This window comes from Micromonospora sp. CNZ286 (assembly GCF_014207755.1).
Map to the genome: position 1 here is coordinate 2,195,995 of NZ_JACHIZ010000001.1, position 25,718 is coordinate 2,221,712.

Annotated in this window: 24 protein-coding genes; 10 read left to right on the top strand and 14 right to left on the bottom strand. The window is 69.8% G+C overall.

The genetic code is table 11. The features are described from left to right. Positions 1-87: 87 nt before the first annotated feature. On the top strand, positions 88-1,293 hold the full coding sequence (locus FHX31_RS10185; protein WP_184975820.1) for an aromatic ring-hydroxylating oxygenase subunit alpha: 1,206 nt from the start codon (positions 88-90) through the stop codon (positions 1,291-1,293). Between the two features lie 65 nt (positions 1,294-1,358). After that, positions 1,359-2,576 (top strand): class I SAM-dependent methyltransferase, encoded by a 1,218-nt coding sequence (locus tag FHX31_RS10190; protein WP_013287160.1) that lies wholly within the window; start codon positions 1,359-1,361, stop codon positions 2,574-2,576. Between the two features lie 59 nt (positions 2,577-2,635). Here FHX31_RS10190 and FHX31_RS10195 read toward each other — a convergent pair whose 3' ends face one another. The 3 genes from FHX31_RS10195 to FHX31_RS10205 are packed head-to-tail and all read right to left on the bottom strand — an operon-like array spanning position 2,636 to position 5,694. After that, positions 2,636-3,931: an activator-dependent family glycosyltransferase gene (locus FHX31_RS10195; RefSeq protein ID WP_013476213.1), complete on the bottom strand. Its 1,296-nt coding sequence runs from the start codon at positions 3,929-3,931 to the stop codon at positions 2,636-2,638. 2 nt (positions 3,932-3,933) lie between these two features. Next, a complete protein-coding gene (locus FHX31_RS10200; RefSeq protein WP_013287158.1) occupies positions 3,934-4,866 on the bottom strand; it encodes an aromatase/cyclase in 933 nt (310 codons plus the stop codon). Between the two features lie 18 nt (positions 4,867-4,884). Then, positions 4,885-5,694 (bottom strand): SDR family NAD(P)-dependent oxidoreductase, encoded by an 810-nt coding sequence (locus tag FHX31_RS10205; RefSeq protein ID WP_369751983.1) that lies wholly within the window; start codon positions 5,692-5,694, stop codon positions 4,885-4,887. Positions 5,695-5,806: 112 nt separating this feature from the next. On the opposite strand from FHX31_RS10205, the gene FHX31_RS10210 reads away from it, so the two are divergent. Then, positions 5,807-7,114: an activator-dependent family glycosyltransferase gene (locus tag FHX31_RS10210; protein WP_184975823.1), complete on the top strand. Its 1,308-nt coding sequence runs from the start codon at positions 5,807-5,809 to the stop codon at positions 7,112-7,114. Here the strand turns inward: FHX31_RS10210 and FHX31_RS10215 are convergent. Genes FHX31_RS10215 through FHX31_RS10235 form a run of 5 tightly spaced genes read right to left on the bottom strand, consistent with a single transcriptional unit; the run spans position 7,095 to position 12,506 of the window. Continuing rightward, entirely contained in the window at positions 7,095-8,357 is a 1,263-nt protein-coding gene (locus FHX31_RS10215; protein WP_013287155.1) for an activator-dependent family glycosyltransferase, read from the bottom strand. The two genes, FHX31_RS10210 and FHX31_RS10215, sit on opposite strands and share 20 nt — an antisense overlap. A gap of 18 nt (positions 8,358-8,375) precedes the next feature. Then, on the bottom strand, positions 8,376-9,620 hold the full coding sequence (locus FHX31_RS10220) for a cytochrome P450 family protein (RefSeq protein ID WP_123109509.1): 1,245 nt from the start codon (positions 9,618-9,620) through the stop codon (positions 8,376-8,378). Positions 9,621-9,654: 34 nt separating this feature from the next. Continuing rightward, a complete protein-coding gene (locus FHX31_RS10225; RefSeq protein WP_013476218.1) occupies positions 9,655-10,581 on the bottom strand; it encodes an NAD-dependent epimerase/dehydratase family protein in 927 nt (308 codons plus the stop codon). After that, on the bottom strand, positions 10,578-11,198 hold the full coding sequence (locus FHX31_RS10230; RefSeq protein ID WP_174361802.1) for a dTDP-4-dehydrorhamnose 3,5-epimerase family protein: 621 nt from the start codon (positions 11,196-11,198) through the stop codon (positions 10,578-10,580). Before FHX31_RS10230 ends, FHX31_RS10225 begins: the two co-directional genes overlap by 4 nt. Before the next feature lie 45 nt (positions 11,199-11,243). Beyond that, the gene (locus FHX31_RS10235) at positions 11,244-12,506 is read right to left on the bottom strand and encodes an activator-dependent family glycosyltransferase (RefSeq protein ID WP_047894062.1); all 1,263 of its coding nucleotides are present in this window, start codon (positions 12,504-12,506) and stop codon (positions 11,244-11,246) included. Between the two features lie 207 nt (positions 12,507-12,713). On the opposite strand from FHX31_RS10235, the gene FHX31_RS10240 reads away from it, so the two are divergent. The 3 genes from FHX31_RS10240 to FHX31_RS10250 are packed head-to-tail and all read left to right on the top strand — an operon-like array spanning position 12,714 to position 15,543. Then, complete coding sequence (locus tag FHX31_RS10240) at positions 12,714-13,292, top strand: TetR/AcrR family transcriptional regulator (protein WP_013287150.1); 579 nt, start codon at positions 12,714-12,716, stop codon at positions 13,290-13,292. A 41-nt stretch (positions 13,293-13,333) separates the two neighbouring features. Then, positions 13,334-14,200, top strand: coding sequence for an SDR family oxidoreductase (locus FHX31_RS10245; protein WP_123109508.1), 867 nt, complete (start codon positions 13,334-13,336; stop codon positions 14,198-14,200). A 56-nt stretch (positions 14,201-14,256) separates the two neighbouring features. Next, complete coding sequence (locus FHX31_RS10250; protein ID WP_013287148.1) at positions 14,257-15,543, top strand: activator-dependent family glycosyltransferase; 1,287 nt, start codon at positions 14,257-14,259, stop codon at positions 15,541-15,543. Here the strand turns inward: FHX31_RS10250 and FHX31_RS10255 are convergent. Next, positions 15,536-16,303 carry an SDR family NAD(P)-dependent oxidoreductase gene (locus FHX31_RS10255; protein WP_123109507.1) on the bottom strand — a complete coding sequence of 256 codons (768 nt, stop codon included), beginning with the start codon at positions 16,301-16,303 and terminating at the stop codon, positions 15,536-15,538. The genes FHX31_RS10250 and FHX31_RS10255 overlap by 8 nt on opposite strands. Positions 16,304-16,458: 155 nt before the next feature. Here FHX31_RS10255 and FHX31_RS10260 point away from each other — a divergent pair, with 155 nt between their 5' ends. Further along, positions 16,459-16,893, top strand: a complete 435-nt coding sequence (locus FHX31_RS10260; RefSeq protein WP_123109506.1) for an ester cyclase — start codon at positions 16,459-16,461, stop codon at positions 16,891-16,893. Then, a complete protein-coding gene (locus FHX31_RS10265; protein ID WP_041784625.1) occupies positions 16,890-17,765 on the top strand; it encodes a class I SAM-dependent methyltransferase in 876 nt (291 codons plus the stop codon). Before FHX31_RS10260 ends, FHX31_RS10265 begins: the two co-directional genes overlap by 4 nt. A gap of 67 nt (positions 17,766-17,832) precedes the next feature. On the opposite strand, the gene FHX31_RS10270 is transcribed toward FHX31_RS10265, so the two are convergent. The 5 genes from FHX31_RS10270 to FHX31_RS10290 all read right to left on the bottom strand — a co-directional run bounded on the left by FHX31_RS10270 (position 17,833) and on the right by FHX31_RS10290 (position 22,501). Continuing rightward, positions 17,833-18,660: an NAD(P)H-binding protein gene (locus FHX31_RS10270; protein ID WP_013476224.1), complete on the bottom strand. Its 828-nt coding sequence runs from the start codon at positions 18,658-18,660 to the stop codon at positions 17,833-17,835. 3 nt (positions 18,661-18,663) lie between these two features. Then, positions 18,664-20,265, bottom strand: a complete 1,602-nt coding sequence (locus FHX31_RS10275) for an FAD-binding oxidoreductase (RefSeq protein ID WP_013287143.1) — start codon at positions 20,263-20,265, stop codon at positions 18,664-18,666. Then, on the bottom strand, positions 20,262-20,585 hold the full coding sequence (locus tag FHX31_RS10280; RefSeq protein ID WP_013287142.1) for an antibiotic biosynthesis monooxygenase family protein: 324 nt from the start codon (positions 20,583-20,585) through the stop codon (positions 20,262-20,264). Before FHX31_RS10280 ends, FHX31_RS10275 begins: the two co-directional genes overlap by 4 nt. Before the next feature lie 108 nt (positions 20,586-20,693). Further along, positions 20,694-21,518: an ABC transporter permease gene (locus FHX31_RS10285; protein WP_013287141.1), complete on the bottom strand. Its 825-nt coding sequence runs from the start codon at positions 21,516-21,518 to the stop codon at positions 20,694-20,696. Continuing rightward, on the bottom strand, positions 21,515-22,501 hold the full coding sequence (locus FHX31_RS10290) for a daunorubicin resistance protein DrrA family ABC transporter ATP-binding protein (RefSeq protein ID WP_013287140.1): 987 nt from the start codon (positions 22,499-22,501) through the stop codon (positions 21,515-21,517). The genes FHX31_RS10285 and FHX31_RS10290 overlap by 4 nt, the downstream gene beginning before the upstream one ends. A 198-nt stretch (positions 22,502-22,699) precedes the next feature. Between FHX31_RS10290 and FHX31_RS10295 the strand changes: the two genes are divergently transcribed. Together FHX31_RS10295 and FHX31_RS10300 are read left to right on the top strand one after the other, a co-directional pair. After that, entirely contained in the window at positions 22,700-23,470 is a 771-nt protein-coding gene (locus FHX31_RS10295; RefSeq protein WP_013476225.1) for a response regulator, read from the top strand. A gap of 259 nt (positions 23,471-23,729) precedes the next feature. Further along, positions 23,730-25,685, top strand: coding sequence for an AfsR/SARP family transcriptional regulator (locus tag FHX31_RS10300; protein ID WP_184975826.1), 1,956 nt, complete (start codon positions 23,730-23,732; stop codon positions 25,683-25,685). Positions 25,686-25,718: the final 33 nt, after the last annotated feature.

Sequence of the window (25,718 nt, forward strand, 5' to 3'; positions counted from 1 at the left end):
GCGTGCTCGCTGCCCGAGTCCGTTTCGAGCGCAGCCTGGGATCGTCCGGAGTTCCAGCCCTACGACCGGGAAGAGAGTCGGGTTCTGATGACGACACCGAACCGGGGCAGCGGCGAGCTCGACGCCCTGCTGGACCAGTTACGTGAGTACGTGACGCCGCAGCCGCCGTGGATCAGCCTGCCGCCACGAGCGTTCACCTCGCCCGAGCTGTATGAGCTGGAACTGGACCGGATCTTCCGCCGCTCGTGGATCATGGTGGCCCGGGCGGACCAGCTCGCCGGGCCCGGCGACTACCTCGCGCTGACGATCGCGGGGGAGCCGTTGCTGCTGACCCGCGACCGCACCGGCGCACTCAACGCGATGTCGCCGATCTGCCGGCACCGGATGATGCCGGTCGTCGCGGCCGGTGCCGGGCGGGCCGAGCACTTCACCTGCCCGTACCACCTGTGGCGCTACGGCCTGGACGGCCAGCTGATCGCTGCGACGCACATGCGGGGGAACCCCGCCTTCGACCCCGGCACCTGCCGGCTTCCCGGGTTCGCCGTCGAACAGTGGCAGGGTTTCGTCTTCGTCAACCTCGACAGCGGCGCACCGCCGCTGCGCACCCACCTGAGCCGCATCGGCGAGGACCTGGGTAATTACGAGCTGGGCGCCATGACGCAGGTGGGTTCGTTCGTCGAGGACTGGCACTGCAACTGGAAGGTCGCCGTCGAGAACGTCCACGAGAACTATCACGTCATGGGCTTCCACCCGGAGACGATCCAGCCGTCGACGCCGGGCGGTTCCGACACCGACGTGCGCGACGATTCACCCCTGGTGCTGCGGTTCACGGTGCCGTTCAAGGAGCCGCAGGAGGTGGAGTTCCTCCGGCTGACCGAACAGGAGCGACGCCAGGTCTACAACGTCTCGGTCTTTCCCTGCACGAGTTTCGCCGCGGCCGGCGAGACGGTGATCTGGCTCAGCTTCATCCCGACCGCGATCGACCGGACCGAGGTGCGCGGCGGGATCCTGGCGCCGAGTCAGACCGTCGAGGGCACCGACGCCGAGCAGCTTCAGCAGATCCGCGAGGGGAACGAGGCCTACGCCGCGGTGATCAACGGCGAGGACCAGCGTGGCCTCGAAGAGGTGCAGCGGGCCGTCGGATCCCGTTTTGCCGGACGCGGTCACCTCAGTCCGAAGGAGCCGGCGGTGCCGGTGTTCTACCGCAAGCTCGCCGCCGCGCTGCTTGCCGAGGAGTACCGGGAACCGGCGGAGGCCGGCCCGCTAGCCGCCGTCCAGTCGTCGTTGAGCTGACGACCAGCGCCTTGGCCGACGGTAACCGGATCGACAGCAGCCGCACGAGAATGGGGATACCGGTCATGTTGAGTTGTCGGACGTGCGGTGGGGAACTGCGCGAGTTCTGTGACTTCGGCCCGCAGCCGCTGTCCAGCGGCTTTCTGGAGCCGGACTACGTCGGCGACGAGTTCTTCTTCCGCCTGGCCGTCGGGGTGTGCGGGCAGTGCTCGATGGTGCAGCTGATCGAGGAGGTTCCGCGGCACCTGATGTTCAACGGGCACTACCCGTACCTGTCGTCGGGCTCGGCCACTATGCGCAAGCACTTCGAGCAGACCGCCAAGCACTTCATCGACACCGAGCTGACCGGCGACGATGCGTTTCTGGTCGAGTTGGGCTGCAACGACGGCGTCATGCTGAAGGTCATCGCCGACGCCGGGATCCGGCACTTGGGCGTCGAGCCCTCGCAGAGCGTCGCCGCGGTCGCCCGCGCCTACGGCGTACAGGTGACCACCGAATTCTTCCAGGAGTCCTCCGCACAGCAGATCCGGGCCGCGTCCGGGCCGGCGCAGGTGATCTACGCCGCGAACACCATCTGCCACATCCCGTACCTCGACTCGATCTTCCGCGGCGTCGACGAGTTGCTGGCACCCGACGGCATCTTCGTGTTCGAGGACCCGTACCTCGCCGAGATCGTCGACCGCACCTCGTTCGACCAGATCTACGACGAGCACTTCTACTTCTTCTCGGCCGTGTCGGTGCAGGCGATGGCGGCACGGTTCGGGTTCGAACTGGTCGACGTCGAGCGGCTGCCAGTGCACGGCGGCGAAGTGCGGTACACGATCGCGCGGCGCGGCGCCCGTCCAGCCTCCGCGCGGGTCGCCGCGCTGGTGGCCGAGGAGCACGGCCGTGACCTCGCCGGGCAAGGTACGCTGAAGCAGTTCGTCGGCCGGGTGGAGCAGGCCAGGGAGGAACTGACCACGCTGCTGCGGCAGTTGAAGGCCAACGGCCAGACGGTGGTCGGCTACGGCGCGACCGCGAAGAGCGCGACGGTGACGAACTACTGCGGCATCGGACCCGACCTGATCTCCTTCATCTCCGACACGACGCCGAACAAGCAGGGCCGGCTGACCCCCGGTTCGCACATCCCGGTGCGGTCGCGGGATGCGTTCGCCGCCCCGTACCCCGACTATGCGCTGTTGTTCGCCTGGAACCACGCCGATGAGATCATCGCCAAGGAGCAGGAGTTCCGGAAGGCCGGCGGCAAGTGGATCCTGTATGTGCCGGAAGTCCGGGTGGTCTGAGCCCGGCCGTGAACCGGCCGCAGCCGACAGGGAGGCGGCCGGTTCAGGTGGGCGCGGGTTCAGGTCTGCGCGAGCCGCCGCAGCACCGGTACCAGCTCCGCCGGGGTCGAAGCGGCGAGCATCTCGTGGCGCAGGTCGCCGGCGCAGGCCCGGAACGACGGCTCGTCGAGGACGCGTCGGATCAACGCCCGCACCTCGCTCGCCGCGGACCGTCCCGCGACCCCGCACACCGCCACCCCGGCGCGCTCCATGCGTTCGGCCCGCGGGCCGTTGCACCACAGCTTGTACGGCACGATGACCTGGGGTACGCCGTGGATGAGTGCGGTCTGGGAGGTGCCTGATCCGCCGTGGTGGATGATGGCGGCGCAGGTGGGCAGGAGCACGTCGAGGTTGACGAACTCGACGGTGCGTACGTTGTCCGGTATGGGGTGGCCGGGCGGGATCTGGCTGTTGCTCAGGGTGGCGACGACGTCGACGTCGAGGGTGGCGACGGCGTCGAGGAGTTCGGTGACCGCGGTCCGGTCCCCGCCGAGGGTTTCGCGGAACGAGCGGCCCAGGGTGAGACAGACCCGGGGCCGGGTCGGTGGCTCACGTAGCCAGTCGGGGACGGTCGCGGGCCCGTTGTAGGGGGTGTAGCGCATCGGCAGGTAGTGGTGGTCGACCGGCAGCCGGAGTGAGGCCGGGACGGGGTCGATGGTGAACTGTCCGAGGACGGCCTGCTCGGTGAACGGGTGGCCGTGCCGGGCCAGGACGTCGCCGAGCCACTCCTGCAGCGGGTCGTCGCGCAGGGCCGGCACCCGCCCTCGCAGCAGCTCCAGGTGCCGCTGCCGGACATGGCCGACCAGATCCAGGCCGAACAGCAGCCGCCCGTGCGCCGCCCCACTCGCGATCGCCGCGACCGCACCGGCGAAGGTCACCGAGTCCCACACGACGAGATCCGGACGCCAGTCCCGCGCGAACGCGACGAGATCGTCGATCATCCGATCCGGGCACAGCGTCCGGAAGCCGAACATCGTCACAGCCGTCAGCTGCCTCTGCACGTACTCGTAGGTGAGGATCTCGTCGCGCAGCTCGCTGATGTCGGTCAACTCGATGTAGTCCGCCGGCGCCGGCTCGTCGTCGGGCGCCTCCTCGACCTCGCGCCGGTGCTGCTCGTCCAACTCCCGCACCTGCTCCTGCTGGTTCAGCGGCTCGCCGACCGCGACAGCGGTGAGCCCGGCGCCGGTGATCGCCTCCGTGAGATCCGGCTGGCTCGCCACCCGCACGTCGTGGCCGGCCGCACGCAACGCCCACGCCAGGGGCACCTGCGCGTGCAGGTGCGTCGGCTGGGCGAAGGTTGTGAAGAGCACCCGCATCGTCAGCCCCGGCGGGCCTGCTCCGCGTACGCCTTCGCGTGCCGCATCGTGGTGCCGCTGTTGCGCCCGAGCGCGGCGCGGATGTACGAGCGAGCGTCGGCGACCGTGGCATCCTCACCGAGAACGCCGGCGATCGCCGACTCGTTGATCACGACGGTGTGTCCGGCCACCATCTCGGTGTCGCCGTTGTGCTCGCGGAACGACCAGAACCCGGTATGCGCGCTCATCAGCTTCGGCGTCTGCAGCTGCTTGTACACGATGCGGTCCGGCGGCAGGCAGATGCGGATCGACACGGTCGTGTGCACCGATCCGTCCGCGGTGCGGGTGTCCATGGCGAGGCTCTGGACACCGCGTACGCGCTCGTCGAGGACGACCCGGGCGACGTGCGGCAACCGCTGCGGCCACAGCCCGGCCTCGTCGATGACGGTGTACGCGTCCGCGGCCCTTCCGTTGATCGACACCGCGTCCTCGAAGGACAGCAGCAGCTCGTCGTCGCGCCCCGCCGCAGCGGCCAGCGCGCTCAGTTCGGCCTCGCTGTTGCGGTCGACGGCGCGCCGAATCCAGTCGAGGTGACCTGGATCGTCGTCGACCGCCCGGTAGGTGTGCAGCAGCCGCACGACCGTCTTGTCGGGTCCGGCCGGTTCGAACCGCCACTCGCCGCTCATGGCCGCCACCGGATGAGCCGGCCGGTCCTGCCGGAACGTGATCGAGCGTGCCGCCCGGTCCAGGATCCGCCGCGAGGTCCAGTTCTTGACCTCGTCGTTCGCGGTGGCCCAGATCCGGATCCGCTCCCCGTCGCCGCTGCGCTCGATCTGTTCGGCGTGCACGGTCGGTGGGAACACCACCGGCCAGCAGCTCACGTCGGCGACGAGGTCGTAGATCACCGCTACGGGTGCGGCCACGGTCACCCGGTGATCGGTGTGCTGTTCCGACATGTCGTCGTTCCCCTCGGGTCAGTAGTTGCCGAGTCCGCCGCAGACGTTGAGCGCCTGCGCGGTGATCGGGGCGGCAGTGTCGGTGACGAGGTAGCCGACGAGGCCGGCGACCTCTTGCGGAGTGCTGTAGCGGCCGAGCGGGATCTTCGCCTGGAACCTGGCGAGCACCTCGTCCTCGGTGCTGTCCCAGACCTCGGCGTACCCCCGTCGGACCCGCTCGGCCATCGGCGTCTCCACGTACCCGGGGCAGACGGCGTTGACCGTCACGCCGGTCTTGGCCAGCTCCAACCCGAGGGCCTTGGTGAAGCCGACGACGCCGTGCTTCGACGCCGAGTACGGCGCTCCGAGCACGACACCCTGCTTGCCGCCGGTCGACGCGATGTTGATGACACGTCCCCACCCGCGCTCCAGCATGCCGCCGGTGGTGAGCACCTCGCGGGTCATCCGGAACACGCTGGTGAGGTTGGTCTCCAGCACGTCGAGCCACAGCTCGTCGGTGATCTGGGCGGTCACCCCGCCGCCGTTGCGGCCGGCGTTGTTGACGAGTACGCCGACTGGTCCGAACCGTTCGACGGCCGCGGTGACGAACGCCCGCACCTGGCCGGCGTCGCGGACGTCGCACGCCTGGCCGTCAACGTCGTGACCCTTCGCGCGCAGCTCCTTGACGGTCAGGTCGACGGCGTGGCCGTCGCGGGCGCAGATGTAGACCGTCGATCCGCGTTCGGCGAGCAACGTCGCGACCGCGTGTCCGATGCCGCTCGTCGCGCCGGTAACGACAGCGAGGCTGTCCTGCGTCAATGTTCTCTCCCGTCCTTCGTGCCGAGCCACATCGTGGCGATCGCCGCTGTCGGGGCGGTCGACGATCGGTGGACCGGCGCTGAACCCGCTGCTCCATCGGGGCTCAGGGCCGGCACGAGCCGTGACGTCCAAGGTGTCCGGCATGCGGGTGCTCTTCACGACCATCGCCGCGCCGACGCACCTGCACGCGCAGGTACCCCTGGCGTGGGCGTTGCGTGCGGCCGGCCACGACGTGCGGGTGGCGAGCCAGCCGGATCTCACGGAGACGATCACCGGCGCCGGGCTCACAGCCGTCGCGGTCGGGCCGCCGCTCGGCGCGGACCGGTGGTCACAGGACGTCGTGGAAGAGGTGGCCGAGCGGTGGGAGTTCACCGGCGACGAGCTGTGGGGCCCGGGCGGCCGGATGCGCTGGGAGCTGTTCGACCTGTGCGAGCTGCGCCGGCAGCGGCTCACGTACGACTACGTCCAGTCCGTGCTGACCGCCTGGACGTCGCTGGACCACCAACTGTCCTGCTCCGCTGGGATGATCGATGATCTGGTTGCGTTCACCCAGGACTGGCGTCCGGATCTCGTCGTCCGCGACCCGGTGACCTTCGCCGGTTCGGTCGCGGCGATCGCCAGCGGCGCCGCCCATGCGCGGCTGCTGTTCGGTCTCGACGTCTTCGGGCACATGCGGTCGACCTACCTCGAACTGCTGCGAGGGCGGGTGCCGGCCCTGCGCGACGACCCGCTGCAGGAGTGGCTCGGCGACGTCCTGGCCCGGCACGGCCACCCGTTCACCGAGCAGGCCGTCCTCGGACAGTTCACCATCGACCCCGTCCCGGCCTCACTCCGGCTGCCGGTCGACCACCACTACCTGCCGATGCGCTACACCCCCTACAACGGGCCCGCGACCGTCCCCGACTGGCTACGTGAGCCACCGACCCGGCCCCGGGTCTGTCTCACCCTGGGCCGCTCGTTCCGCGAAACCCTCGGCGGGGACCGGACCGCGGTCACCGAACTCCTCGACGCCGTCGCCACCCTCGACGTCGACGTCGTCGCCACCCTGAGCAACAGCCAGATCCCGCCCGGCTACCCCATACCGGACAACGTCCGCACCGTCGAGTTCGTCAACCTCGACGTGCTCCTGCCCACCTGCGCCGCCATCATCCACCACGGCGGATCAGGCACCTCCCAGACCGCACTCATCCACGGCGTACCCCAGGTCATCGTGCCGGCGGTGTTGCTCGACAACCATCTGAAGTCGTGGCGGGTGGCGGAGGCGGGAGCGGCACTGTGCGGCAGCGCCGAGAAGTGCACGGCGCGGGAGCTGCGCGCACTGCTGTCGAGAGTGCTCGAGGAGTCGTCTTTCGCGGCCGCGGCCGCCCGGCTGCGGGTCGAGATGCTCGCCGCGCCGGCACCGGCCGAACTGGTGCCGGCGCTGCGGCGCCTCACCCGCGCTCTGCGGTGAGCTTCTCCAGCATTGGAACCACGTCGTTCGGCGAGGGCATCGCACTCATGGCCTCGCGTAGCTGTCCGGCCCGGTGCCGAAACGAGCCCTCGTCGAGGATTCGGGCCAGGAGGCCGCGCAGCCTCGCCGGGGTGAGGTCGGAGGAGTGCAGGGCCAGTCCCGCACCGAGCGCCTCGGTGCGCTGGGCCCGGTAGACCGCGTCCCACATGTATCCGAGCGACAACTGCGGTACGCCCAGCGCTGCAGCAGTCGCCCAGGTGCCCAGGCCCCCGTGGTGCAGGACGGCGGCGCACGTCGGCAGCAGAACGTCGAGCGGCACGTGTTCGACCAGCCGGACGTTGTCCGGCACGTCCGGCACGAGGGCCTGCTCCTCGGCGGAGAGCGTGGCGACCACCTCGACGTTGAGCTCCGCGACGACCTCGAAGAGGTCCTCGATGGCGATCATGTTCGACCAGTTGCTGGTACGGGCGGTCATGCCGAGCGTCACGCACAGACGCGGCCTGCCGGGCGGCTCGCGCAACCAGTCCGGCACGATCGACGGCACCTGGCCGTTGTAGGGGATGTAGCGTATCGGCACGGTCGGCTGCCGGGTGTCGATCCGAATGCCCTCGGGCATCGGGTCGATGGACCACTGCCCGGTGACGATCTCCTCGTCGAAGCCGTGACCGTAGCGCGCAAGGGTCGAGTCGAGCCAGGACGCGAGCACGTCGTCGCGCCGCCCGGCAGGTAGCCGGTCGAGCATGGACAGGTGTCGCTCACGGGTGCTGAGAAACATGTCCGGCATCGTCAACAGCCGGGCGTGCGCCGCGCCGGTGACCCGGGCGGCGACCGCACCCGCGAACGTGAACGGCTCCCACAGCACCAGGTCCGGCTGCCAGCCGTAGGCCAGGTCTACGACGTCGTCGATCATCGAGTCGCTGTTCACCTTGGAGTAGAACAGCGCAGTCATCACGGTCTCGTGGCCCCTGAGGAACTCCAAGCCCAGCCTGTCGTGGCGCTTTTCCAGGTAGTCGCGGTCGTCGTGCAGCGCGAGGATGTCAGCGCCGACCTTGGCGAGCATCTGGTCGTGGGCGTGGTCGACGCCGACCGGCGCCGCGGTGAGTCCGGCACGCACGACGGCCTCGATGAGCGCCGGCTGTCCGGCGACGAGAACCTGGTGCCCGGCGGTGCGCAGGGCCCAGGCGAGGGGCACGCATCCGCTGAAGTGGCTGTCGACGGCAAAGCAGGTGATGAGTACTCGCATGTCCGCGCCTCCTTTCGCTCACGCAACGACGGGCCGCGACAGCGGGCTGCCGGTCACGGGGGACCGCAGCCGCCGGTAGCCCTCGCCGGCGGCACGCAACGTGGGCAGGTGTGCCGCGAGGGCGGACACGGCGACGGTGGCGTGCTGGCGTACCGTCTCGGCGACGACGCCGGCCGGCATCGCAGGGTGCGCCCAGAGGATCTCGGCAGCCGGCTCGCGTCCCGGATCGAAGTGGTCCGGGTCGGCGAACGCGGCGGGGTCGCGATTGGCAGCTTCGAGCAGGACCACGACCTCGCTGCCCGCCGTGATCGCGGTGCCGTCCAGATCGAGGTCGGTGCGGGCGACGAGGCGTTGCAGCCGGACGGGCGGCGCGAAGCGCAGGGTTTCGCGTACCGCGGCGGCAGCGAGACCCGGCTCCGTCGCCACGGCTGTCCACCGCCCAGGCTCGGCGAGCAGCGCGCACATGGTGTTGGCGATCAGCGTCGCCGTAAGGTCGGCGCCGACGGCACAGTGGAGCAGCGCCACCGGCAGGACGCTGTCCGGCTCGGTGCGCGTCAGCTCGCCGAGCAGGTCGTCACCGGCGCCGGTCGGCAGCGAGACGAGCAGTTCCCGCAGCCCGGCGATCGAGTCGAGCAGCAGCCGGGCGGTGTCCAACCGCGGCGGGCACAGCGTGGCGTCGAGGGCGGTCGCGGCGCCCGCACACAGCCGCGCGAACTCCTCCTGGTGCGCTGCCGGCACGCCGAGCAGGACAGAGGTGGCCATGGTGGCGACGGGCACCGCGTAGTCCGAGGTCAGGTCGAACGTGCCGTTGAGGCCGGCGGCCAGCCGGTCGATCCGGACGGTGATCTCCGTGTGTGCCTTTCTCAGGCGTGGTGCGGCGAGTGCCGCCGCGACGCTTCGCCCGAAGCGTTCGCAGTCCGTCCGGTCGAGTTGGAGCCCCACGTCGTCGAGGGGCAGCACGTCGTCGAGGGTCGGCATGGCCCACGACGGTGCGCTGTCGGTGGGCGGCGGTTTGCGCAGCCCGAGCCGCTCGTCGCGGAGCAGCCGGACGGCCAAGGCGTGCGTCGCGGTGACCCAGGCCTCGGCACTGCTCCAGGTCAGCGCACCGTTCGCGCGTACGCGCCGGCCGAGTTCGTGGGGGTCGTCGCTCTCTGCCCGGAGCAGGAGGGCGTAGGGGTCCTGCCGGGCCCCGTACACCCACTGGAAGCCGCGCAGTGTCATGAGGGTCGAGCCGAGGGCGTCGTCTGTGCTGGTCGCCGTCATGCGGACAAGCTAGGAACGCGCGCTCGTGGTGCCCTCAAGCTTCGCTGTACCGCCTTGCCGCGTCGTGCCACATGTCGCGCAGCGACGCGTCGAGCGCGGTCCGCGGCTGCCAGCCGAGCAGCCGCGCCGCCCGGCGGATGTCCGCCCGGGTCCAGTCTCCGCCCTTGCTCTGCACCGCGGCGCCCTGCTCGTCGATCGTGTCGGGCGGCAGTCCGGCCGCGGCCAGGAGCCAGTCGACGAGCTGCCGCATGGCGACCGCCTCGCCGCGGCCGACGTTGATGACCTGACCCACCGTGCTCTCGGGCGCGCGGGCCGCCCGGACGACCGCGTCGGTGAGGTCCCGCACGTCGAGGTAGTCGCGGCGCGCGTCGGCAATCGTCATCGGCACGCGGTCGCCCGGCCGGACGTCGCGGATCCGGTCGAGGACCGCGCCGAGGAAGCTGGCGGAAGTCGTGCCCGGCCCGCACACGTTGACCGCGCGCAGGACCACGCCCCGTGCGGTGCCGGCGGCGGTCGCGTTCAGAAGCGCCTGTGAACCGGCCAGCTTCGTCCGGGCGTATCCGGTCTGCGGCTCCGGCGTGCGGCTCTCGTCGATCAGTGTCCCGGCCGGCACCGGGCCGTACTCGTGGATGGTGCCTATGTGGACGATGCGCGGCGGATCGGGCATGAGTGTGCTGGCGGCGACCAGCCGTTCGACGATCTGGACGTGGGCGAGGTGCATCGCCTCGGCGCTGAGGACCCAGCCCCCCGTCGCGTTCACCACGATCTCGGTGCGGTGTGCGGTCAACGCTGCGGCGAGCTGCGCCGGCGCAGCCTCCGCGAGGTCCAGGCGGAGGGCGGAGCCCGCCGCGGATGGGCGCCGGGCGATGCCGAGCACGTGGTCACCGGAGGCACGGAACGCCGAGCACACGTGCTGCCCGACGCCACCGGTGGCCCCGAGTACCGCGACCGCGGTGCTCACTCGCGGCCCCGGGGCGCGGCGAACAGTTCGCTCTCCAGCTTCTGGCACTGTGCGTAGTCCGGTAGCAGACCCAGTCTGCGGGCCTCCTCGATCGTGGGCGCGGACCTGTCCCGATCGGAGAGCACCCGCTCGACGCCGGTCGGCAGCGGCAGGTTCAGCGCCGGGTCCAGCACGTTGACCGCCTTCTCGTGCGCCTCGACGTAGCCGTCGGAGAGCATGTACGACACGACGGTGTCGTCCTCGAGCGCGGCGAAGGCGTGGGCCACGCCAACCGGCAGGTAGACCGCCCGGAACGCCTCTTGGTCGAGCAGGACCTGATCGAACTGCCCGAAGGTCGGGGAACCGACTCGGATGTCCACGACGAAATCGATCGTCTTGCCCCGCGCGCAGTACACGTACTTGGCGATTCCGGGCGGGGTGAGGGTGAAGTGCGCGCCCCGGACCACGCCCTTGCGTGAGCGGCTGTGGTTCGTCTGGGCCACCGGAAAGAGTGGGTGGCCGAGCGCCTCGACGAAGGCGGTCTCCTGGAAGGGCGAGACGAAGATCCCGCGGTCGTCGGGGAAGACCCGTGGGGTGAATTCGACGGCGCCTTCGACCTTCAGTGCGCGGGCCTGCATGGTGGATGACATTCGGTGCTCCCGAATCGGTTGGGCGATGGACGATCAGTTCGGACCGGCGGTGACCGGCCGACGATGCTGCTCGGTGAGCAGTTCGAGGGCGGGAACGATGTCGGCCGGTGTCGGGGCGCCGAGCACCTCGCGTCGCAGCCGCGCCGCCGCCTCGCGGTACGACGGATCGATCAAGACACGGCGGACGGCCGCGGCCAGGGCCGGCGCGGGGAAGTCCGGGTCCCGGATCCACACCCCGGCACCCGCACGTTCGATCAGCTCGGCCTTGTATTCGGTGTCCCACATCAGGTCGGGCACGACGACCTGCGGTACGCCGTGCAGCAGCGCGGTCTGCATCGAGCCGGAGCCGCCGTGGTTGATGATCGCCGAGCAGGTTGGCAGCAGCACGTCAAGGGCCATGAAATCGACGACCCGGACGTTTGACGGCACCGGGCCGAGGCCGGCGAGTTGCCGCGCGTCGAGCGTAGCGACGATCTCGGCGTCGATCTCGGCCGCGGCGGCGAGCAGTTCGGCGCTCGCGGCGCGGTCGCGGCCGAGCACGTCGCGTCCGCTCTGACCGAGCGTCAGGCACACGCGTGGCCGGTGCGCCGGGGCGCACGTCATCTCCGTCGCCGTGGCCGCACCGTTGTAGGGCACGTACCGGACCGGCACACGAAGCTGGTCGGTGGCGAGCCCGACCGAGGGTGGCACGGGATCGATCGTCCACTGCCCGACCACGGCTTCCTCGGCGAACGCGACGCCGTACTTGTCGAGCGCGCTGCCGAGCCAGTCGCGGAACGGGTCGTCGGGTGCGTCGTGACGCCGGTACTCCATCCGTGCGCGGGCGATCAGGTCGAGTCCGAACAGCAGCCGCGCGTGCGCGGCGCCGCCGGCCATCGCGGCGACGGCGCCGCCGAACGTCATCGTGTCCCAGACGACGAGGTCGGGCCTCCAGTCGAAGACGAGGTCGACGAGCTGTGCGATCATCGGCTCCGGGTTCAGTGCTCGGTAGACGTCGGTGGATATCGCCAGGGCGGTGCGCAGGTATTCGCGCGTGCGCCGGTCGGGCCGCCGGCAGCTCAGGTCGGCCAGTGCCGTGAAGTCGACGGAGCCGTCGTCGGGCCGGTCGATCTGTTCGGACAGGGCGAGCGGCTCGCCGACGGGCACGAACAGATGGCCGGTCCGCGCGACGGCGTCGGCGAGATCCGGCTGGCCCGCGATCCGGACGTCGTGCCCGGCTGCGCGCAGCGCCCACGCGATCGGCACCTGGATCTGCAGGTGCGAGGGGGCAGCGAACGTCGTGAACAGGACCCGCATGAAGGTCTCCTCGAATGCGGACGGCGGCTGCCTCAGGCCCAGAGATTCGCACCGGGCGCTTGCGATCCGCTCGAGTCGGACTCGATGACCCCGTCTCCGCTTTCGAGCCGGAGAAGTGGGATCAGGATGTGCCAATCGTGGAGTACGATCTCCAAATTAGTTGCACTCATGTTCCGCTCTGGGCCACTATCCTGCTAGGCTGGGTCAATGGTCACGGAGGTGCCGGAGTCCGGAACGCGCAACCGAACCCGGCGCGCGATTCTCAACGCTGCGGCGTCGGTCTTCGCGCACAATCGTTCGGCCACCCTGGCCGACGTCGCGGTGGCGGCCGACGTGGGTCGTAGCACACTGCACCGCTACTTCCCCGACCGCGACGAGCTGATCAACTCGGTGGTCGCCGACTGCTACACGGCGATCGAGCAAGCCGTCGTCGACGCGCACGTCGAGCAGGGCAAGCCGCTCGACGCCATGCGCCGCCTGGTGGCGGCCATGGTGGAGCTCGGCGACCGTCTGCTGTTCCTGTTCGGCGACCCACGGCTGGCGGAGGAGTTCGCCAACCGTAAGCCCGAGAAGCCGCCGATCGTGCAGCCGGTCATCCTGCTGATCGAGCGAGGTCAGCAGGAGGGGGTCTTCGATCACGCCGTTGATGCGCGGTGGATCCAGCACGTCCTGTGGTCGCTGGTCTATACCGGCTGCGAAATGTCCGGCCAGGGCATGATGTCGCGGCACGAGGTCACGTCGACGGTCATCCGCACGCTCGAGCGTGGTGTCGTCCGCGACGCGTGAACGCGACCGGACACCACCCCTACAAGCCAATGGGAGCAACGATGAGGATCCTTGTGACCGGTGCGACGGGTTACGTTGGCCGCAACGTCCTGCCGCAGTTGGTGTCCGCCGGCGTCGACGTCCGCGCGCTGACCCGCGACCCGGCCAGAGCAAAGGTGCCGGCCGGCGTGGACCTGGTCCGCGGCGACCTGAGCCGGCCGGACTCGCTGAGCGAGGCGCTTGAAGGCGTCGAGCGGATGTACCTCTTCCCGGCACCGGAGACCGCGCGTGAGGTAGTCGCCCGCGCCGTGAAGGCCGGCGTGCGGCGCATCGTCGTGCTGTCGTCGGGGGCGGTGACCACGGGTTACGACACCGACTTCCACCTGCCGGTCGAGCGGGCAGTCGAGGAGTCCGGCCTGGAGTGGACCCATGTCCGGCCCGGCGAGTTCGCGACCAACACTCTGCACATGTGGGCGCCGTCGATCCGTGCCGAGAACGCAGTGTACGACCCGCATCCGGACGCCGTCGGCGTGCCGACGCACGAGCGTGACGTCGCCGACATCGCTGCTCTCGCGCTACTCGAAGACGGGCACACAGGTAAGGCCTACACCATCGTCGGGCCGCAGCCGCTCACCCACGCCGAGCAGCTGGAGGCGATCGCCGCGGCGGTCGGACGGGAACTGTCCTTCAAGGACGTCACCGCGCAGGAGGCATTGGCGTACTACCAGGCGCTCGGTGGCTGGGCAGCAGCGAACGCACCGTTCCTGCTAGGTCTCGTCACGTACTCCAACGAGGAGACGACGCCGGAGGCCGAGCACCAGTACGACAAGGACACGGTGGAGGAGCACCCCACGGCCGAGAGTGTGACCGACCGGCCCGGGCGCACGTTCGCGCAGTGGGCTCAGGACCACGCCGACGACTTTCGCTGACGGGCTGCCCAGCGCGCTTCGAGCCGGCCACCACGGCCCGCTCCTAGCTTCGCGGTATGCGGGTACTCCTGACGACCTTCGCGGTCCGGTCCCATATCTACAGCCTCGTGCCGATCGCGTGGGCGCTACGTGCGGCCGGCCACGACGTGTGCGTCGCGACCCACCCCGAGGGGGAGGAGCACGTCGTCAGCGCCGGCCTGCCGTTCGCAGGGGTCGGCGAGCCGATCCCGAGCGTCGGTGAACAGGACACCGGCGGGGACGTCGAGAGCGGGGCCGCGCAAGACGGCGGCGGGACCTTCGGTTGGGCGGACTGGCCGGAGCTGCTCGACCTCGCCGAGACCGACCCGACGACGCTCACCTACGACTACCTTCTCGGCGTCTTCGCGGCGTACACGCCGATGGTCTTTCGGTACTACACCGACGGCATGGTCGACGGCCTGGTGGAGTTCGCCCGCAGGTGGAAGCCCGATCTGGTGCTGTGGGACACGATGTCGTTCGCCGGCCCGGTGGCGGCGGCGGCGTGCGGCGCCGCCCACGCGCGGGTGCTGTTCGGACTGGACATCCTCGGCCACGCCCGCGGCGCGTTCCTGCGCGCGGCCGCACGACGCCCCGCGTCCGCGTGCGACGATCCGCTGCGCGAGTGGCTCGACGGCGTGCTGCGCAGGCACGGCCGCACGTTCAGCGAGGAGGTGGTGGTCGGGCAGTGGACCGTGGATCCGGTGGTGTCCTCGTTGAGCCTGGGCACCGCATCGCCCCGCATCGGCATGCGATACGTGCCGTACAACGGGCCCTCGGTCGTTCCGGCGTGGCTGGCCGAACTCGATCCGGAGGTGCCCCGGGTATGCGTCACGATGGGAATCTCACACCGGGAGATCTGGGGCGCGGACCGCGTACCCGTCGCCCGGTTGCTGGACGGGATCGCCGACCTGGGCGTCGAGGTGGTGGCGACATTGTCGGGCGGTCAGCGCGACGGCGTCGACACCGAGCGCGTACGGGTGGTGGACTTCGCGCCGCTGGACGCGCTGCTGCCGCTCTGCTCCGCCGTGGTGAGCCACGGCGGAGCCGGTTCGTTCCAGACCGCGCTCGTGCACGGGGTGCCGCAGGTGCTGGTGCCGGACATGCTGTGGGACACCGGGTTGAAGGCGAGCCGCCTCGAGCGGCTTGGCGCGGGTCTGCGCGTGCGGGAGGTGCCCGCGACCTCCGCGCTGGTGGAGCGGGCCCTGACTGACAGACGGCTTCGCGACCGGGCGACGCGGCTGCGGCGCGAGGCCCTCGGCATGCCGGCCCCCCGCGAGGTGGTACCAGTCCTCGAACGGCTGACGGCACGTCACGGCGTCAGGTGAGGGACAGGCCCCCGTCGATCGGGATCACTACGCCGGTCAGGTAACCGGCGTCCGGCTCGACGAGCTTGCGCACCCAAGTGGCGATCTCCTCCGGCGTGCCGACCCGTCCCGCCGGCGCACGGTCGGCCATCCACTTGAGGAAGTCGGCGTACTGCTCCTCGGTCATGCCGCTGCGGACCCCGATACCCGTATCGGCGACGCCGGGCGCGATCCCCACGACCCGGATCCCGCGCGGAGCCATCTCGACGGCCCAGGTGCGGGTCAGGAAGTCCAGCGCCACCTTACTCGCGCCGTACGCCCCGTTGGCGGGCCACGTCCGCTGGCCGAGCGCGCCCGCCGTGCTGATGTTGACCACCACGCCCCGGCTGGCCGCGAGGGGTTCGAGAGCACACCGCGTCAGGTGGATCGGTGCCATGACATTCGTCGCGAACTGCGACTGGATCTCGTCCTCCGTGGTGTCGGCGAGGAGCTTCGCGACCGACGTGGCGGCGTTATTGACCAGGACGTCGATCCGCCCGTACGCCTGCTGAGCCGCGTCGACGACGACCTGCGGTGCGCCGGGAGCGGTGATGTCGGCGACAGACGTCCGGATGCCCGGGTAACCCTCGGCGGTGTCCCTCAGGCTCGCCCCAGTACGGCCGACGATCAGGACGTCATCGCCCTGCTCGGCGAACCCGCGGGCCACGGCGCGGCCGATGCCGGTGCCGCCGCCGGTGATGACGATGCTGCGCCTCAGCGCGGACGTGTTCCCATTACCCATGGCCGGATTCTGCGCTCCGCACCTCGAGCGGGTCTGTCTGGAGACCGGACCGTCGGGTACGTGTGTGCGAGCGCCGTTCGAGCCGGGTTCGAACCGGTGACGATCGGCTGCTGCCAGGGTCGGGCAACCGCCCCGACCATCGGTAGGAGCACCGCATGAGCAGTCAGACCGACGCCGTACGGCGCGTGATCAACGCGTTCAACACCGGCAAGACCGACGACGTCGACGAGTACATCCACGAGGAGTACCTCAACCCGGCGACGCTCGAACACGGCATCTCGCAGGGTCCGAAGGCCTTCGCGATGGTCGTCGCCTGGGTACGCCGGACGTTCTCCGAGGAGGCGCACCTCGAAGAGATCAACGTTACCGAGAACGGCGAATGGGTCCGCGCCCACCTTGTGCTGTACGGCCGTCACGTCGGCAACCTCGTCGGGATCCCGCCGACCGGCCGGCGCTTCGCCGGCGAGCAGATCCACCTCTTCCGGATCGTCGACGGCAAGATCCGCGACCACCGCGACTGGCCCGACTTCCAGGGCACCCTGCGCCAGCTCGGTGACCCGTGGCCGGAGAACGGCGGGTGGCGGCCGTGACGACGCTCAAGGCCTCGGACTACAAGACCGAGGTGGCCGCTGCTTTCGACCGGGTCGCCGGGACCTACGACCGGCTCGGGGTCGAGTTCTTCGGACCGATGGGGCGACGGCTGGTCGAGCGTGTCGCGCCCGCACCCGGCCACCGGGTCCTCGACGTCGGCTGCGGCTCCGGCGCCTGCCTGTTCCCGGCTGCGGCCCGGGTCGGTCCGGCCGGCCGCGTCGTCGGCATCGACATCGCGCCGGGCATGGTCGAAACAGCCCGTGCCGAAGCCGCCCGGCGCGGCGTCGGCAACGTCGAGGCACGCGTCATGGACGGCGAACGGGTCGACTTCCCGGCGGCCTCGTTCGACGTCGTGATCGGCAGTTACAGCCTCATCTTCCTGCCCGACGTGCGCAGCGCGTTGCGCCGCTACGCGCAGGTGTTGGTGCCGGGCGGCCGGATTGGCTTCACCAGCCCCCAGTTCCGCACCGGCACCTTTCCCTTCCTCCCGCCGGTCTTCACCGAGCTGATTCCGAACGATCTGTTGCGCAGCCTGCCCGAGCAATGGCGGCCGGAGGCGCTGCAGCGGCGCTTCAACAGCTGGCTGGAGGGCCCGGCCGACCTGCGCGCGACAATGGAGGCGGCGGGATTCGTCGATGTCGACGTGCATGACGAGGCGGTACCGCTCGTCGCGGCCACCGGAGAGGTTTGGGTCGACTGGTCACACACGCACGGCATGCGGCTGATGTGGGACCACCTGACCGCCGACGACGCCGCCGCGCTGCGGGCCCGGCTCATCAAGGCCCTCGATGAGATGCGCGACGGCGCGGGACCGCTCGTCATCGACACCCCGGTCCGGTTCGTCACCGCGCAGACGCCTGCGGTGCGATAACGGGTCGCTGTGTTCGTCGGTCACCTGACCGACGAACACAGCGACCCGGTCTTCTCTCGGAGTCCGGTCAGAAGTCCGCGACGTGGTCGGCGGCCCATTCGGCGAGCGTGCGGGTCGGGCGGCCGATCACCCGTTCGGCATCGGGAGAGACCTGCGGTGGATGTTCGACCCACCGCTCCTCGAAGGCGAGGAGGTAGTCGGCGATCTGCTCCGGGAAGCCGAGGCCGATCAGGTCCGCGCGTGCCTCCGCCGGGCTCACCTCGATGAACGTGAGCGGACGGCCGATGCCGGTCGCGATCGCGGCCACCTGCTCACCCGGCGTCAGCTGCTGCGGACCGGTCACGCGGTACGCGGCGCCCACGTGGTCGTTGCTCGTGAGCGCCGCCGCCGCGACGGCCGCGATGTCGGCCTCGTGCACCGGTACGCCGCGCGCCGCCGGGTAGGCCGCACGCACCACGCCCTTCTCGCGGATCGAGCGACCCCAGGTGTCCAGCTTGTTGAGCGCGAACTCGCCGGGCCGCACGTGGGTCCACTCGAGGCCGGACTTCTCAATCGCGCGCTCCACCGGCAGGTGGTAGACGGTGTCGGTGCCGTCGGTGACCGCGTCCGAGGAGAGCACGACGGCGCGACGGATCCCGGCGGCGCGGGCGCGCTCGGCCACCGCCCCGGCGGTTTCCGCGACCGGGAAGAGGAACATCCGGTCGACGCCGTCGAAGGCGGGACCGAGGGTGTCCGGTGCCGCGAGGTCGCCCCGGACGATCTCGACGCCCGGGGGTAACCCGGCGACGGCTGGTTCCTGGCGGGTCAGCGCGCGTACCTCGACGCGTAGGGCGAGGAGATGCGCGATGAGGTGCCGGCCCACGTTGCCGGTCGCACCGGTGATCAGAATCCTCATCGTCTACTCCCAGGCCCGAACGGATAGCCCGTGGTGGAACACGTCGAGCGGGTCGTATGTCCGCTTGACCCGCTGCAGCCGTGGATAGTTGTCGCGGTAGTAGAACGCATGCCAGGGCACCCCTGACCGGTTCCACGCGGGATCGGCGATGTCGACGTCCGGGTAGTTGATGTAGGTACCGCTGTAGGCCTCACCCGGCACCGGTACGCCGCCGGTGGAGGCGTACACATCGCGGTAGCACTCGCGGGCCCAGGTGAGGAGCTTGGTCTCCTGCTCGGGCGTGAACCACACCGACTGGATCACCGAGGCGAAGCGCGCGTCGCGGTGCGCCATCGCCGTGGACGCTGCATCGACGGTGTTCACCTTCCCGCCGAAGTACCCGATGAAGGCATTGCTGCCGTAGAACTCGTAGCTGCCCTCGGACAGATAGCGGTACAGGGTGGACAGTTGTTCGCCGGTCCAGCCCGTACGCAGGAACGCGTCCTTGGCCTTGAACGAGTAGTCGCCGGCAGGCGGCATCGACAGGGTGGCCTTCAGCCACGGAGTCACCGACCGTTCCTCGGTGTTGGTGATGCCGAGTCCGTCGGACAGCGCGGCCAGGTATCCGGTGAGCAGCGCGTCGGCATCCGGGCGGGTGCCGTCGACGTTCACCCCGAGCTGGATCTGACCGTTGATCTTATGGTAGAGGAAGATTCCCGCGTCGATTCCGGTGTCGGTCGTCCCGTCGCCGCCGTGCTCCTCGTGCCACCGGCAGAAGTTGTGGACGAGGCGGAGGAAGATCTGCTCGTTGATGTCGCTCCAGTTCCAGTTGACCGCGGCGTGCAGCAGCGTGGCGGGCGGCCGGGGCAGCAGGGCGGCTGCGCTGGCGCCCGTCGCGCCGGGGGAGCGCAGCAGGTAGCGGGTGACGACGCCGAAGTTCCCGCCGCCGCCGCCGGTGTGCGCCCACCAGAGGTCGCGGTTCGGGTCGTTCGGCGCCCGGGTCGCGACGACCGTGCGCACCCGTCCTGACGCATCGACGACGACGACCTCGACGCCGTAGAGATGGTCGGCCGCGAGCCCGTGCCGTAGCGCCAGCGTGCCGTAGCCACCACCGGCGAGGTGCCCGCCGATTCCGACACTGGGGCAGACGCCGGCCGGCAGAGTGACACCCCACGCGAGGTACAGCGTCCGGTACAGCTGGCCCAGCGTTGCTCCCGACTGCACGGAGATGGCCCGGTGCACCGGGTCGTAGGAGATGCCGCGCATCTCGGAGACGTCGATGACCAGGCGAACCTCGGGGCTGTCGACGAAGTCCTCGAAGCAGTGCCCGCCGCTGCGCACCGCGAGCCGGGCTCCGGTGCGCCGGGCGTCCCGGACCGCCTCGACGACCTGGGCGGGGGTATTCACCAGCCGTACCGAGTCGGGTGTGCCGGTGAAGCGGCGGTTCGCGCCCCGGATCGTGAGCTCCTGGTAGCGCGGGTCGTCGCGCCCGACGCTCACCGCGCCGAACTCGGGTGCGCAGCCGGCGGCCGCGGCGCCGCCGGGCGCGCCGATACCGCCGACGAGTGCGGAGCCGCCCGCGACGATCGATCCGCCGAGCAACCGGCGGCGGGTCAACGGGGTCATCGCTGCTCTCCGGCGACTTCCCGGTACAGGTTCGGTTCGCTGCTGCTCAGGGCTCGCAGGGCGCGGGCGTGCGGGGTGAATCCGGGTTGTGCCAGCGCGTTGTGGAATCGTTCGGCGTCGCGCCACACCGCGATGTTGACGTAGCTCTGCTCGTCGGTGGTGTGTCGCAGCAACGTGTTGCCGAGGTAGCCGTCCTGCGCGGCCATGAACGCGGTGGTCGCGGCGAACGTCCGTTCGAACTCCTCCGCGGACGCGTGCACCGTGAAGCGGTTGATGAATGTGACCGGTGCTACCGGTCCGGTCGGTTCGTTACCTGCCACCTGATCGCCCTTCGCTACGGTGCGGCGTCGGGCCTACCGGGCCCGGCGCCGGTCAGGCTGGCAGGGACGCCTCGCGCGGGGATCGACGATCGCTGGTCGGCCGGCGCGTCACCGGCTCAGGTTGCGCCACCGACGCACGGCCAGCGGGAGGAAGACCGCGGTGATCACCAGCGGCCAGACGATGGCCAGAAGGGTGGCGTGGTCCGCGGCCCAGGAACCACCGGTGCGCCCGGGATTGCCGAACAGTTCGGCGCTGGCACCGATGGTCGCCGAGAGTGGGTTCCATTCGGACATGACCCGTAGCCACGTCGGCATCTGCTCCGGCGACACGAACGTGTTGGCCAGCAGCGAGACCGGAAACAGCACCACGAACGACGACCCGGCGGCCTCCGGGGAGAGCCGGAGTCCGATGTAGATGCCCACCCAGATCAGCGAGTATCGCAGCAACAGCAGTAGCAGCACCGCCAGAACGGCGCTCTCCCAGCCGTTGTGCCAGCGCCAGCCGATGGCCAGGCCGCACAGGATCAGGCTGACCAGTTCGAGGAAGGAGTGGAACATTCCGGTGAAGCAGTGCCCGAGCACGACCGACGAACGCGAGATCGGCATCGAGCGGAGGCGGTCGGTCACCCCCTTGGAGCTGTCGTTGGCGACCGTCATCAGGGTGGTGACGATGCCGAAGAGCATGGTCTGGCCGAACAGGCCCGGCATGAGGTATTCGCGGTAGTTGTCGACCCCGTCGACGGCCATCGCGCCGCCGAACACGAAGCCGAACAGCACGACCATCTCAACCGGCCAGAACAGGCTGTATGCCATCTGAATCGGCACGCGAACCCAGCTGATCAGGTTGCGATGCCACATGACGAAGCTCTCGGTCAACGTCCAGCGCAGGTGTCCGGTGAGGCGGTCCGGCGACGATACGACCGTCGGGTTCATCCGACCGGCTCCTTGGTCTGATCGATGGGTATGCCCTCCTGCGCCGGGTCTGCGGTCAGCCGCAGGAACACCTCGTCGAGGGTCGGCCTGCGCAGCGCGATGTCAGCGACGTCGATGCCGGCCTCAGCGAGCCGGCGCGTCACCTCGACGAGCGTGCCGACCCGGTCTTTGACCGGAGCATTGATGCGGCGGGTGTCTGGCTCGCTGTGCGCACTCTGCGTCGTGACGCGTTCCACCAGGGCGGTAGCCGCGGCCAGCTCAGCGGCGTCGCGCACGACGATGTCGAGCTGGTCGCCGCCGAGGGTCGACTTGAGCTGCTCCGGGGTGTCGTCGGCGATCACGCGGCCGTGGGCCATCACGGCGATCTGATCGGCGAGCTGGTCGGCCTCGTCGAGGTACTGCGTCGTCAGCAGAACGGTGGTACCGCCGTGGGTCAACATGCGCACGGCGTTCCAGACCTCGTTGCGGCTCCGAGGGTCGAGGCCGGTGGTCGGCTCGTCGAGAAAGAGCAACCGTGGGGCGAGGATGAACGCGATGGCAAGATCGAGCCGGCGGCGCATGCCGCCGGAGTAGTGCCGAACCTGCTTGTCGGCTGCGTCGGTGAGCCTGAACTGTTCCAGCAGCTCGTCGGCGCGGATCCGCGCCGCCCGGGCCGGAAGATGGTACAGGCGGCCCCACATGCGCAGGTTCTCGCGGCCTGTCAGCATCTCGTCGACGGTCGGCTGCTGCCCGGTGAGTCCGATCTGGAAGCGCACCCGGGCGGGCTCGCGTACCACGTCGAACCCGGCGACGGTCGCGCTGCCGCTGTCGGGCAGAAGCAGGGTTGTCAGGATGCGCACCGCGGTGGTCTTGCCCGCGCCGTTCGGGCCGAGAAGGCCACACACCGTGCCCTCCATGACCGTAAGGTCGAAGCCGTCCAACGCCTTCGTCTTGCCTAGCTTCTTGCACAGGTCACGGGCGATGAGCGCAGGTCTGGTCGGCATGCTGCGCCTCCTCTCGGCGCCCTGAATCTAGCACACGAAACTCCAGTAATGGAACACTGATGTTCCATTGAGATTCGATCTCTTGGCAGAATGGGCTTCGCTGGTACTCTTTCGTAAGGCATCGACGTACTCTTTTCACTCACAGGGGCATGTTTCCGGCGGGGGCTGGCGGGTGCTCACCGACTCGCTGAGGTGTTGATGAAGATCGATTCACGATCGGAGCCCGACTCGACGTCACCGGCGATGGGGTCGCCTGTTGGTCACGTCCGCCCGACGACATTGATGATCGTGGATGGCCACGAACTCATCCGGCATGGAGTGCGCCAGATCCTCGAGACCGAGCAGGATCTGTCGGTCGTCGCCGAGGCCGGTGACAGCGTCACCGCAGTGACCGTCTCGACGGCAGTCCGGCCCGATGTCGTCGTGCTGGACATCGAGATCCCGGGTGGCGACCCCGTCGGCACGGTGCGCCGGATCAGGGAGGGGTCACCCGACACGGCCGTCATCATCCTGAGCATGCTCGATGGCCCGGAGCTGGTGCGCGATCTGCTCGAGGTCGGCGTGCGGGGCTATCTGCACAAGAGCGTGGCGCGGCACGACCTGGTGAGCGCGGTCCGAGCCGTCTCGCGCGATCGGGCCCGGGTCGTGCTCGGAGTCTCACGCAGCAGCCTCGACCATGTCTACGGCCGGCGCGACGAAGTGCTGTCGCCACGCGAACTCGAAGTGCTCGCTGCTACCGCCGAGGGCCTCAGCAACGCACAGATCGCGACCCGTCTGTCTCTCGCGGAGACAACCGTGAAGCGGCACCTGCGCAACATCTTCGCCAAGCTCAGCGCGGTCTCGCGAATCGATGCCGTCAACAAGGCGGTGGCCGCCTCGATCATTCAACCTCCGGGCGCCCGCAATTCCTCCCGGCCGGGCCTCGTCGCAGGGGCGGTGCGGCCCTTTCGTAGTCGCACCAAGAATTGACAGGGGCCTTAAGGCCGGTCAATCTCTCGGCTGTCCAGCATTCCCAAGATGGCTGCAAGATATGTTTACATGCATGCAACAAATTGGGCGCCCAACTCGTCGCCAACGCCACCTCTGAAATGCCCATATCGACGCTCTACTACTTTCGATACCACTCTCTGCTTCCTTTGTGCACTGCGGTGCCGAGTCTTTGGCCTGCGGTGTAAAGGTCGTTTACGCTCGACCTCGTCTACACCGAACGTCGAGTTTGGGGGACTCAATGGACTTTCGAGTGCTCGGGCCTCTAGAAATGTACGCCAACGGACGGGAGGTCGTTCCTACCGCACCCAAGCCGCGCCAGGTCATTTCGCTTCTCCTGCTGCGTCGAAACGCCCTCGTGCAGACCGGCGAGCTCATCGACGAGCTGTGGGAGCAGGACCCTCCGGCAAGCGCGATGACGACCCTGCAGACCTACGTGTACAAGCTGCGCCGGGCCCTGGTCGGGTGCGGGTCGGAGCCGATCCTGTCCACCAAGCCGGGTGGCTACCTGCTCAACGTCCCGGACGAGGCGGTCGACCTGTACCGGTTCGAGACCGACGCCGCCGAGGGACGCGCGCTACTGGAGGCCGATGACGCCGAACGGGCCGCGACGACGCTGCGCCGTGCCCTCGCCCTGTGGCGCGGGGCCGCGTTGGTCGACGTGGTGCCCGGCGCGTTGCTCACCTCGTACGTGACCCGCCTCGAAGAACTCCGGGCCCGCATCCTCGATTTGCGCATTCAGGCCGATCTCACCCTCGGCCGGCACAACGAGCTGGTCAGTGAACTGAAAGCCCTCGTCCTCACCCGCCCGCTCGACGAGCAGCTGCACGCTTCGCTCATGCTGGCACTGCACCGCTCCGGCCGCCGTCAGGAGGCCCTCGAAGTCTTCCGGACCCTGCGCGGCAGAATGATCGAGGACCTTGGGCTCGAACCGGGCCACGCCCTCGGCGCGCTGCACCATTCGCTGCTGTCCGACGCCCCGATGGTACCGAGCCAGCCCGGGCCGCCGGCACGTGAGCGGATCGTCGCCGGCGGGCAGACGCCCGCCGAGCCGGCTCCGGGTCGCCGGACGGTGTCCGAACAGCCCCGGCCCGTGCCCACCGCCCCGGCGAGTCAGCTGCCGCGGCCCGCCCAGCTGCCGACCGACATCGCCGACTTCACCGGACGGGCCGGCGTACTCGCCGAACTCGGCGCACACCTCGCGATGGACGCGGACGTCGGGTCGCGGACCGCGACCCGCATCGGGTTCATCACCGGCATGCCCGGTGTCGGCAAGACCGCCCTCGCGACGCACCTGGCGCACCGGCTGCGGCGCTCGTACCCCGGGGGCCAGCTGTACGCCGACCTCAACGGATCCTCAGGCCGGGCCCTGGACCCGGCCGAGGTGTTGCACGGCTTTCTGCGGACGCTGGGTCTGGCGGAGGAGCACATCCCCGACGACCTCACCGAGCGGTGCAAGACGTACCGGTCGGCGACGGCGGGACGACGACTCCTGGTGCTTCTCGACGACGCCGCCTCCGTCGACCAGGTGCGGCTACTGCTGCCGAGCGACCCGCGGTGCGCGGTCGTCGTCACCGGACGTCGCCGCCTGTACGGGCTGGGCGGCCTCTGGAACATCGATCTCGACGTGTTCGACCACGCCGAGAGTCTGGAGCTGCTCGCCCGCATCATCGGCCGGGACCGTGTCGACCGCGAACAGCGGGCCGCCCGCACCCTCGTCGACATGGTGGGCCGGCTGCCGCTCGCGTTGCGGTGCATCGGCGCGCGGCTCGCCGCGGTACCGGCCCGCTCGCTCAGCGGCATGGCCGAGCATCTGCAGAGATCGCGCGAGGTACTCGACGAGCTGTGCCTCGGCGAGCTGGATGTGCGATCGGCATACGACGCGAGCTACGACCTGCTCAACCGGATGGAGCAGAGCACCTTCCGGCTGCTGAGCATGCTGCCGCACGGGGAGTTCACCGCTGAGGCCGTAGCCGATCTGCTCGGCTGGGAGGTCCCGCCGGCGGAGCGGCTCCTGGAGCGGTTCGCCGACAACCACCTGCTGAAGGTGAGTGTCGCACCCGGCGCCCGAGACCAGCTGCACTACTCGTTCCCGAGGGTGGCGCACCTGTACGCCCGGGAACGGCTCGACTCGGTGCTGTCGACGATGCGTAAGTTGCCGCCGAACCCGATCGAGCGGGTGTCGAGCAGCCGATGAGGCGTGCCCGCCAGGGTCGCCTTGGTTCGCACG

Bases quoted from the DNA above. Each gene is read 5' to 3' on its own strand.
- FHX31_RS10185 (WP_184975820.1), top strand. From the start codon at position 88: ATGACGACACCGAACCGGGGCAGCGGCGAGCTCGACGCCCTGCTGGAC.
- FHX31_RS10190 (WP_013287160.1), top strand. From the start codon at position 1,359: ATGTTGAGTTGTCGGACGTGCGGTGGGGAACTGCGCGAGTTCTGTGAC.
- FHX31_RS10195 (WP_013476213.1), bottom strand. From the start codon at position 3,931: ATGCGGGTGCTCTTCACAACCTTCGCCCAGCCGACGCACCTGCACGCG.
- FHX31_RS10200 (WP_013287158.1), bottom strand. From the start codon at position 4,866: ATGTCGGAACAGCACACCGATCACCGGGTGACCGTGGCCGCACCCGTA.
- FHX31_RS10210 (WP_184975823.1), top strand. From the start codon at position 5,807: ATGCGGGTGCTCTTCACGACCATCGCCGCGCCGACGCACCTGCACGCG.
- FHX31_RS10215 (WP_013287155.1), bottom strand. From the start codon at position 8,357: ATGCGAGTACTCATCACCTGCTTTGCCGTCGACAGCCACTTCAGCGGA.
- FHX31_RS10220 (WP_123109509.1), bottom strand. From the start codon at position 9,620: ATGACGGCGACCAGCACAGACGACGCCCTCGGCTCGACCCTCATGACA.
- FHX31_RS10230 (WP_174361802.1), bottom strand. From the start codon at position 11,198: ATGCAGGCCCGCGCACTGAAGGTCGAAGGCGCCGTCGAATTCACCCCA.
- FHX31_RS10235 (WP_047894062.1), bottom strand. From the start codon at position 12,506: ATGCGGGTCCTGTTCACGACGTTCGCTGCCCCCTCGCACCTGCAGATC.
- FHX31_RS10240 (WP_013287150.1), top strand. From the start codon at position 12,714: ATGGTCACGGAGGTGCCGGAGTCCGGAACGCGCAACCGAACCCGGCGC.
- FHX31_RS10245 (WP_123109508.1), top strand. From the start codon at position 13,334: ATGAGGATCCTTGTGACCGGTGCGACGGGTTACGTTGGCCGCAACGTC.
- FHX31_RS10250 (WP_013287148.1), top strand. From the start codon at position 14,257: ATGCGGGTACTCCTGACGACCTTCGCGGTCCGGTCCCATATCTACAGC.
- FHX31_RS10255 (WP_123109507.1), bottom strand. From the start codon at position 16,303: ATGGGTAATGGGAACACGTCCGCGCTGAGGCGCAGCATCGTCATCACC.
- FHX31_RS10260 (WP_123109506.1), top strand. From the start codon at position 16,459: ATGAGCAGTCAGACCGACGCCGTACGGCGCGTGATCAACGCGTTCAAC.
- FHX31_RS10270 (WP_013476224.1), bottom strand. From the start codon at position 18,660: ATGAGGATTCTGATCACCGGTGCGACCGGCAACGTGGGCCGGCACCTC.
- FHX31_RS10275 (WP_013287143.1), bottom strand. From the start codon at position 20,265: ATGACCCCGTTGACCCGCCGCCGGTTGCTCGGCGGATCGATCGTCGCG.
- FHX31_RS10285 (WP_013287141.1), bottom strand. From the start codon at position 21,518: ATGAACCCGACGGTCGTATCGTCGCCGGACCGCCTCACCGGACACCTG.
- FHX31_RS10290 (WP_013287140.1), bottom strand. From the start codon at position 22,501: ATGCCGACCAGACCTGCGCTCATCGCCCGTGACCTGTGCAAGAAGCTA.
- FHX31_RS10295 (WP_013476225.1), top strand. From the start codon at position 22,700: ATGAAGATCGATTCACGATCGGAGCCCGACTCGACGTCACCGGCGATG.
- FHX31_RS10300 (WP_184975826.1), top strand. From the start codon at position 23,730: ATGGACTTTCGAGTGCTCGGGCCTCTAGAAATGTACGCCAACGGACGG.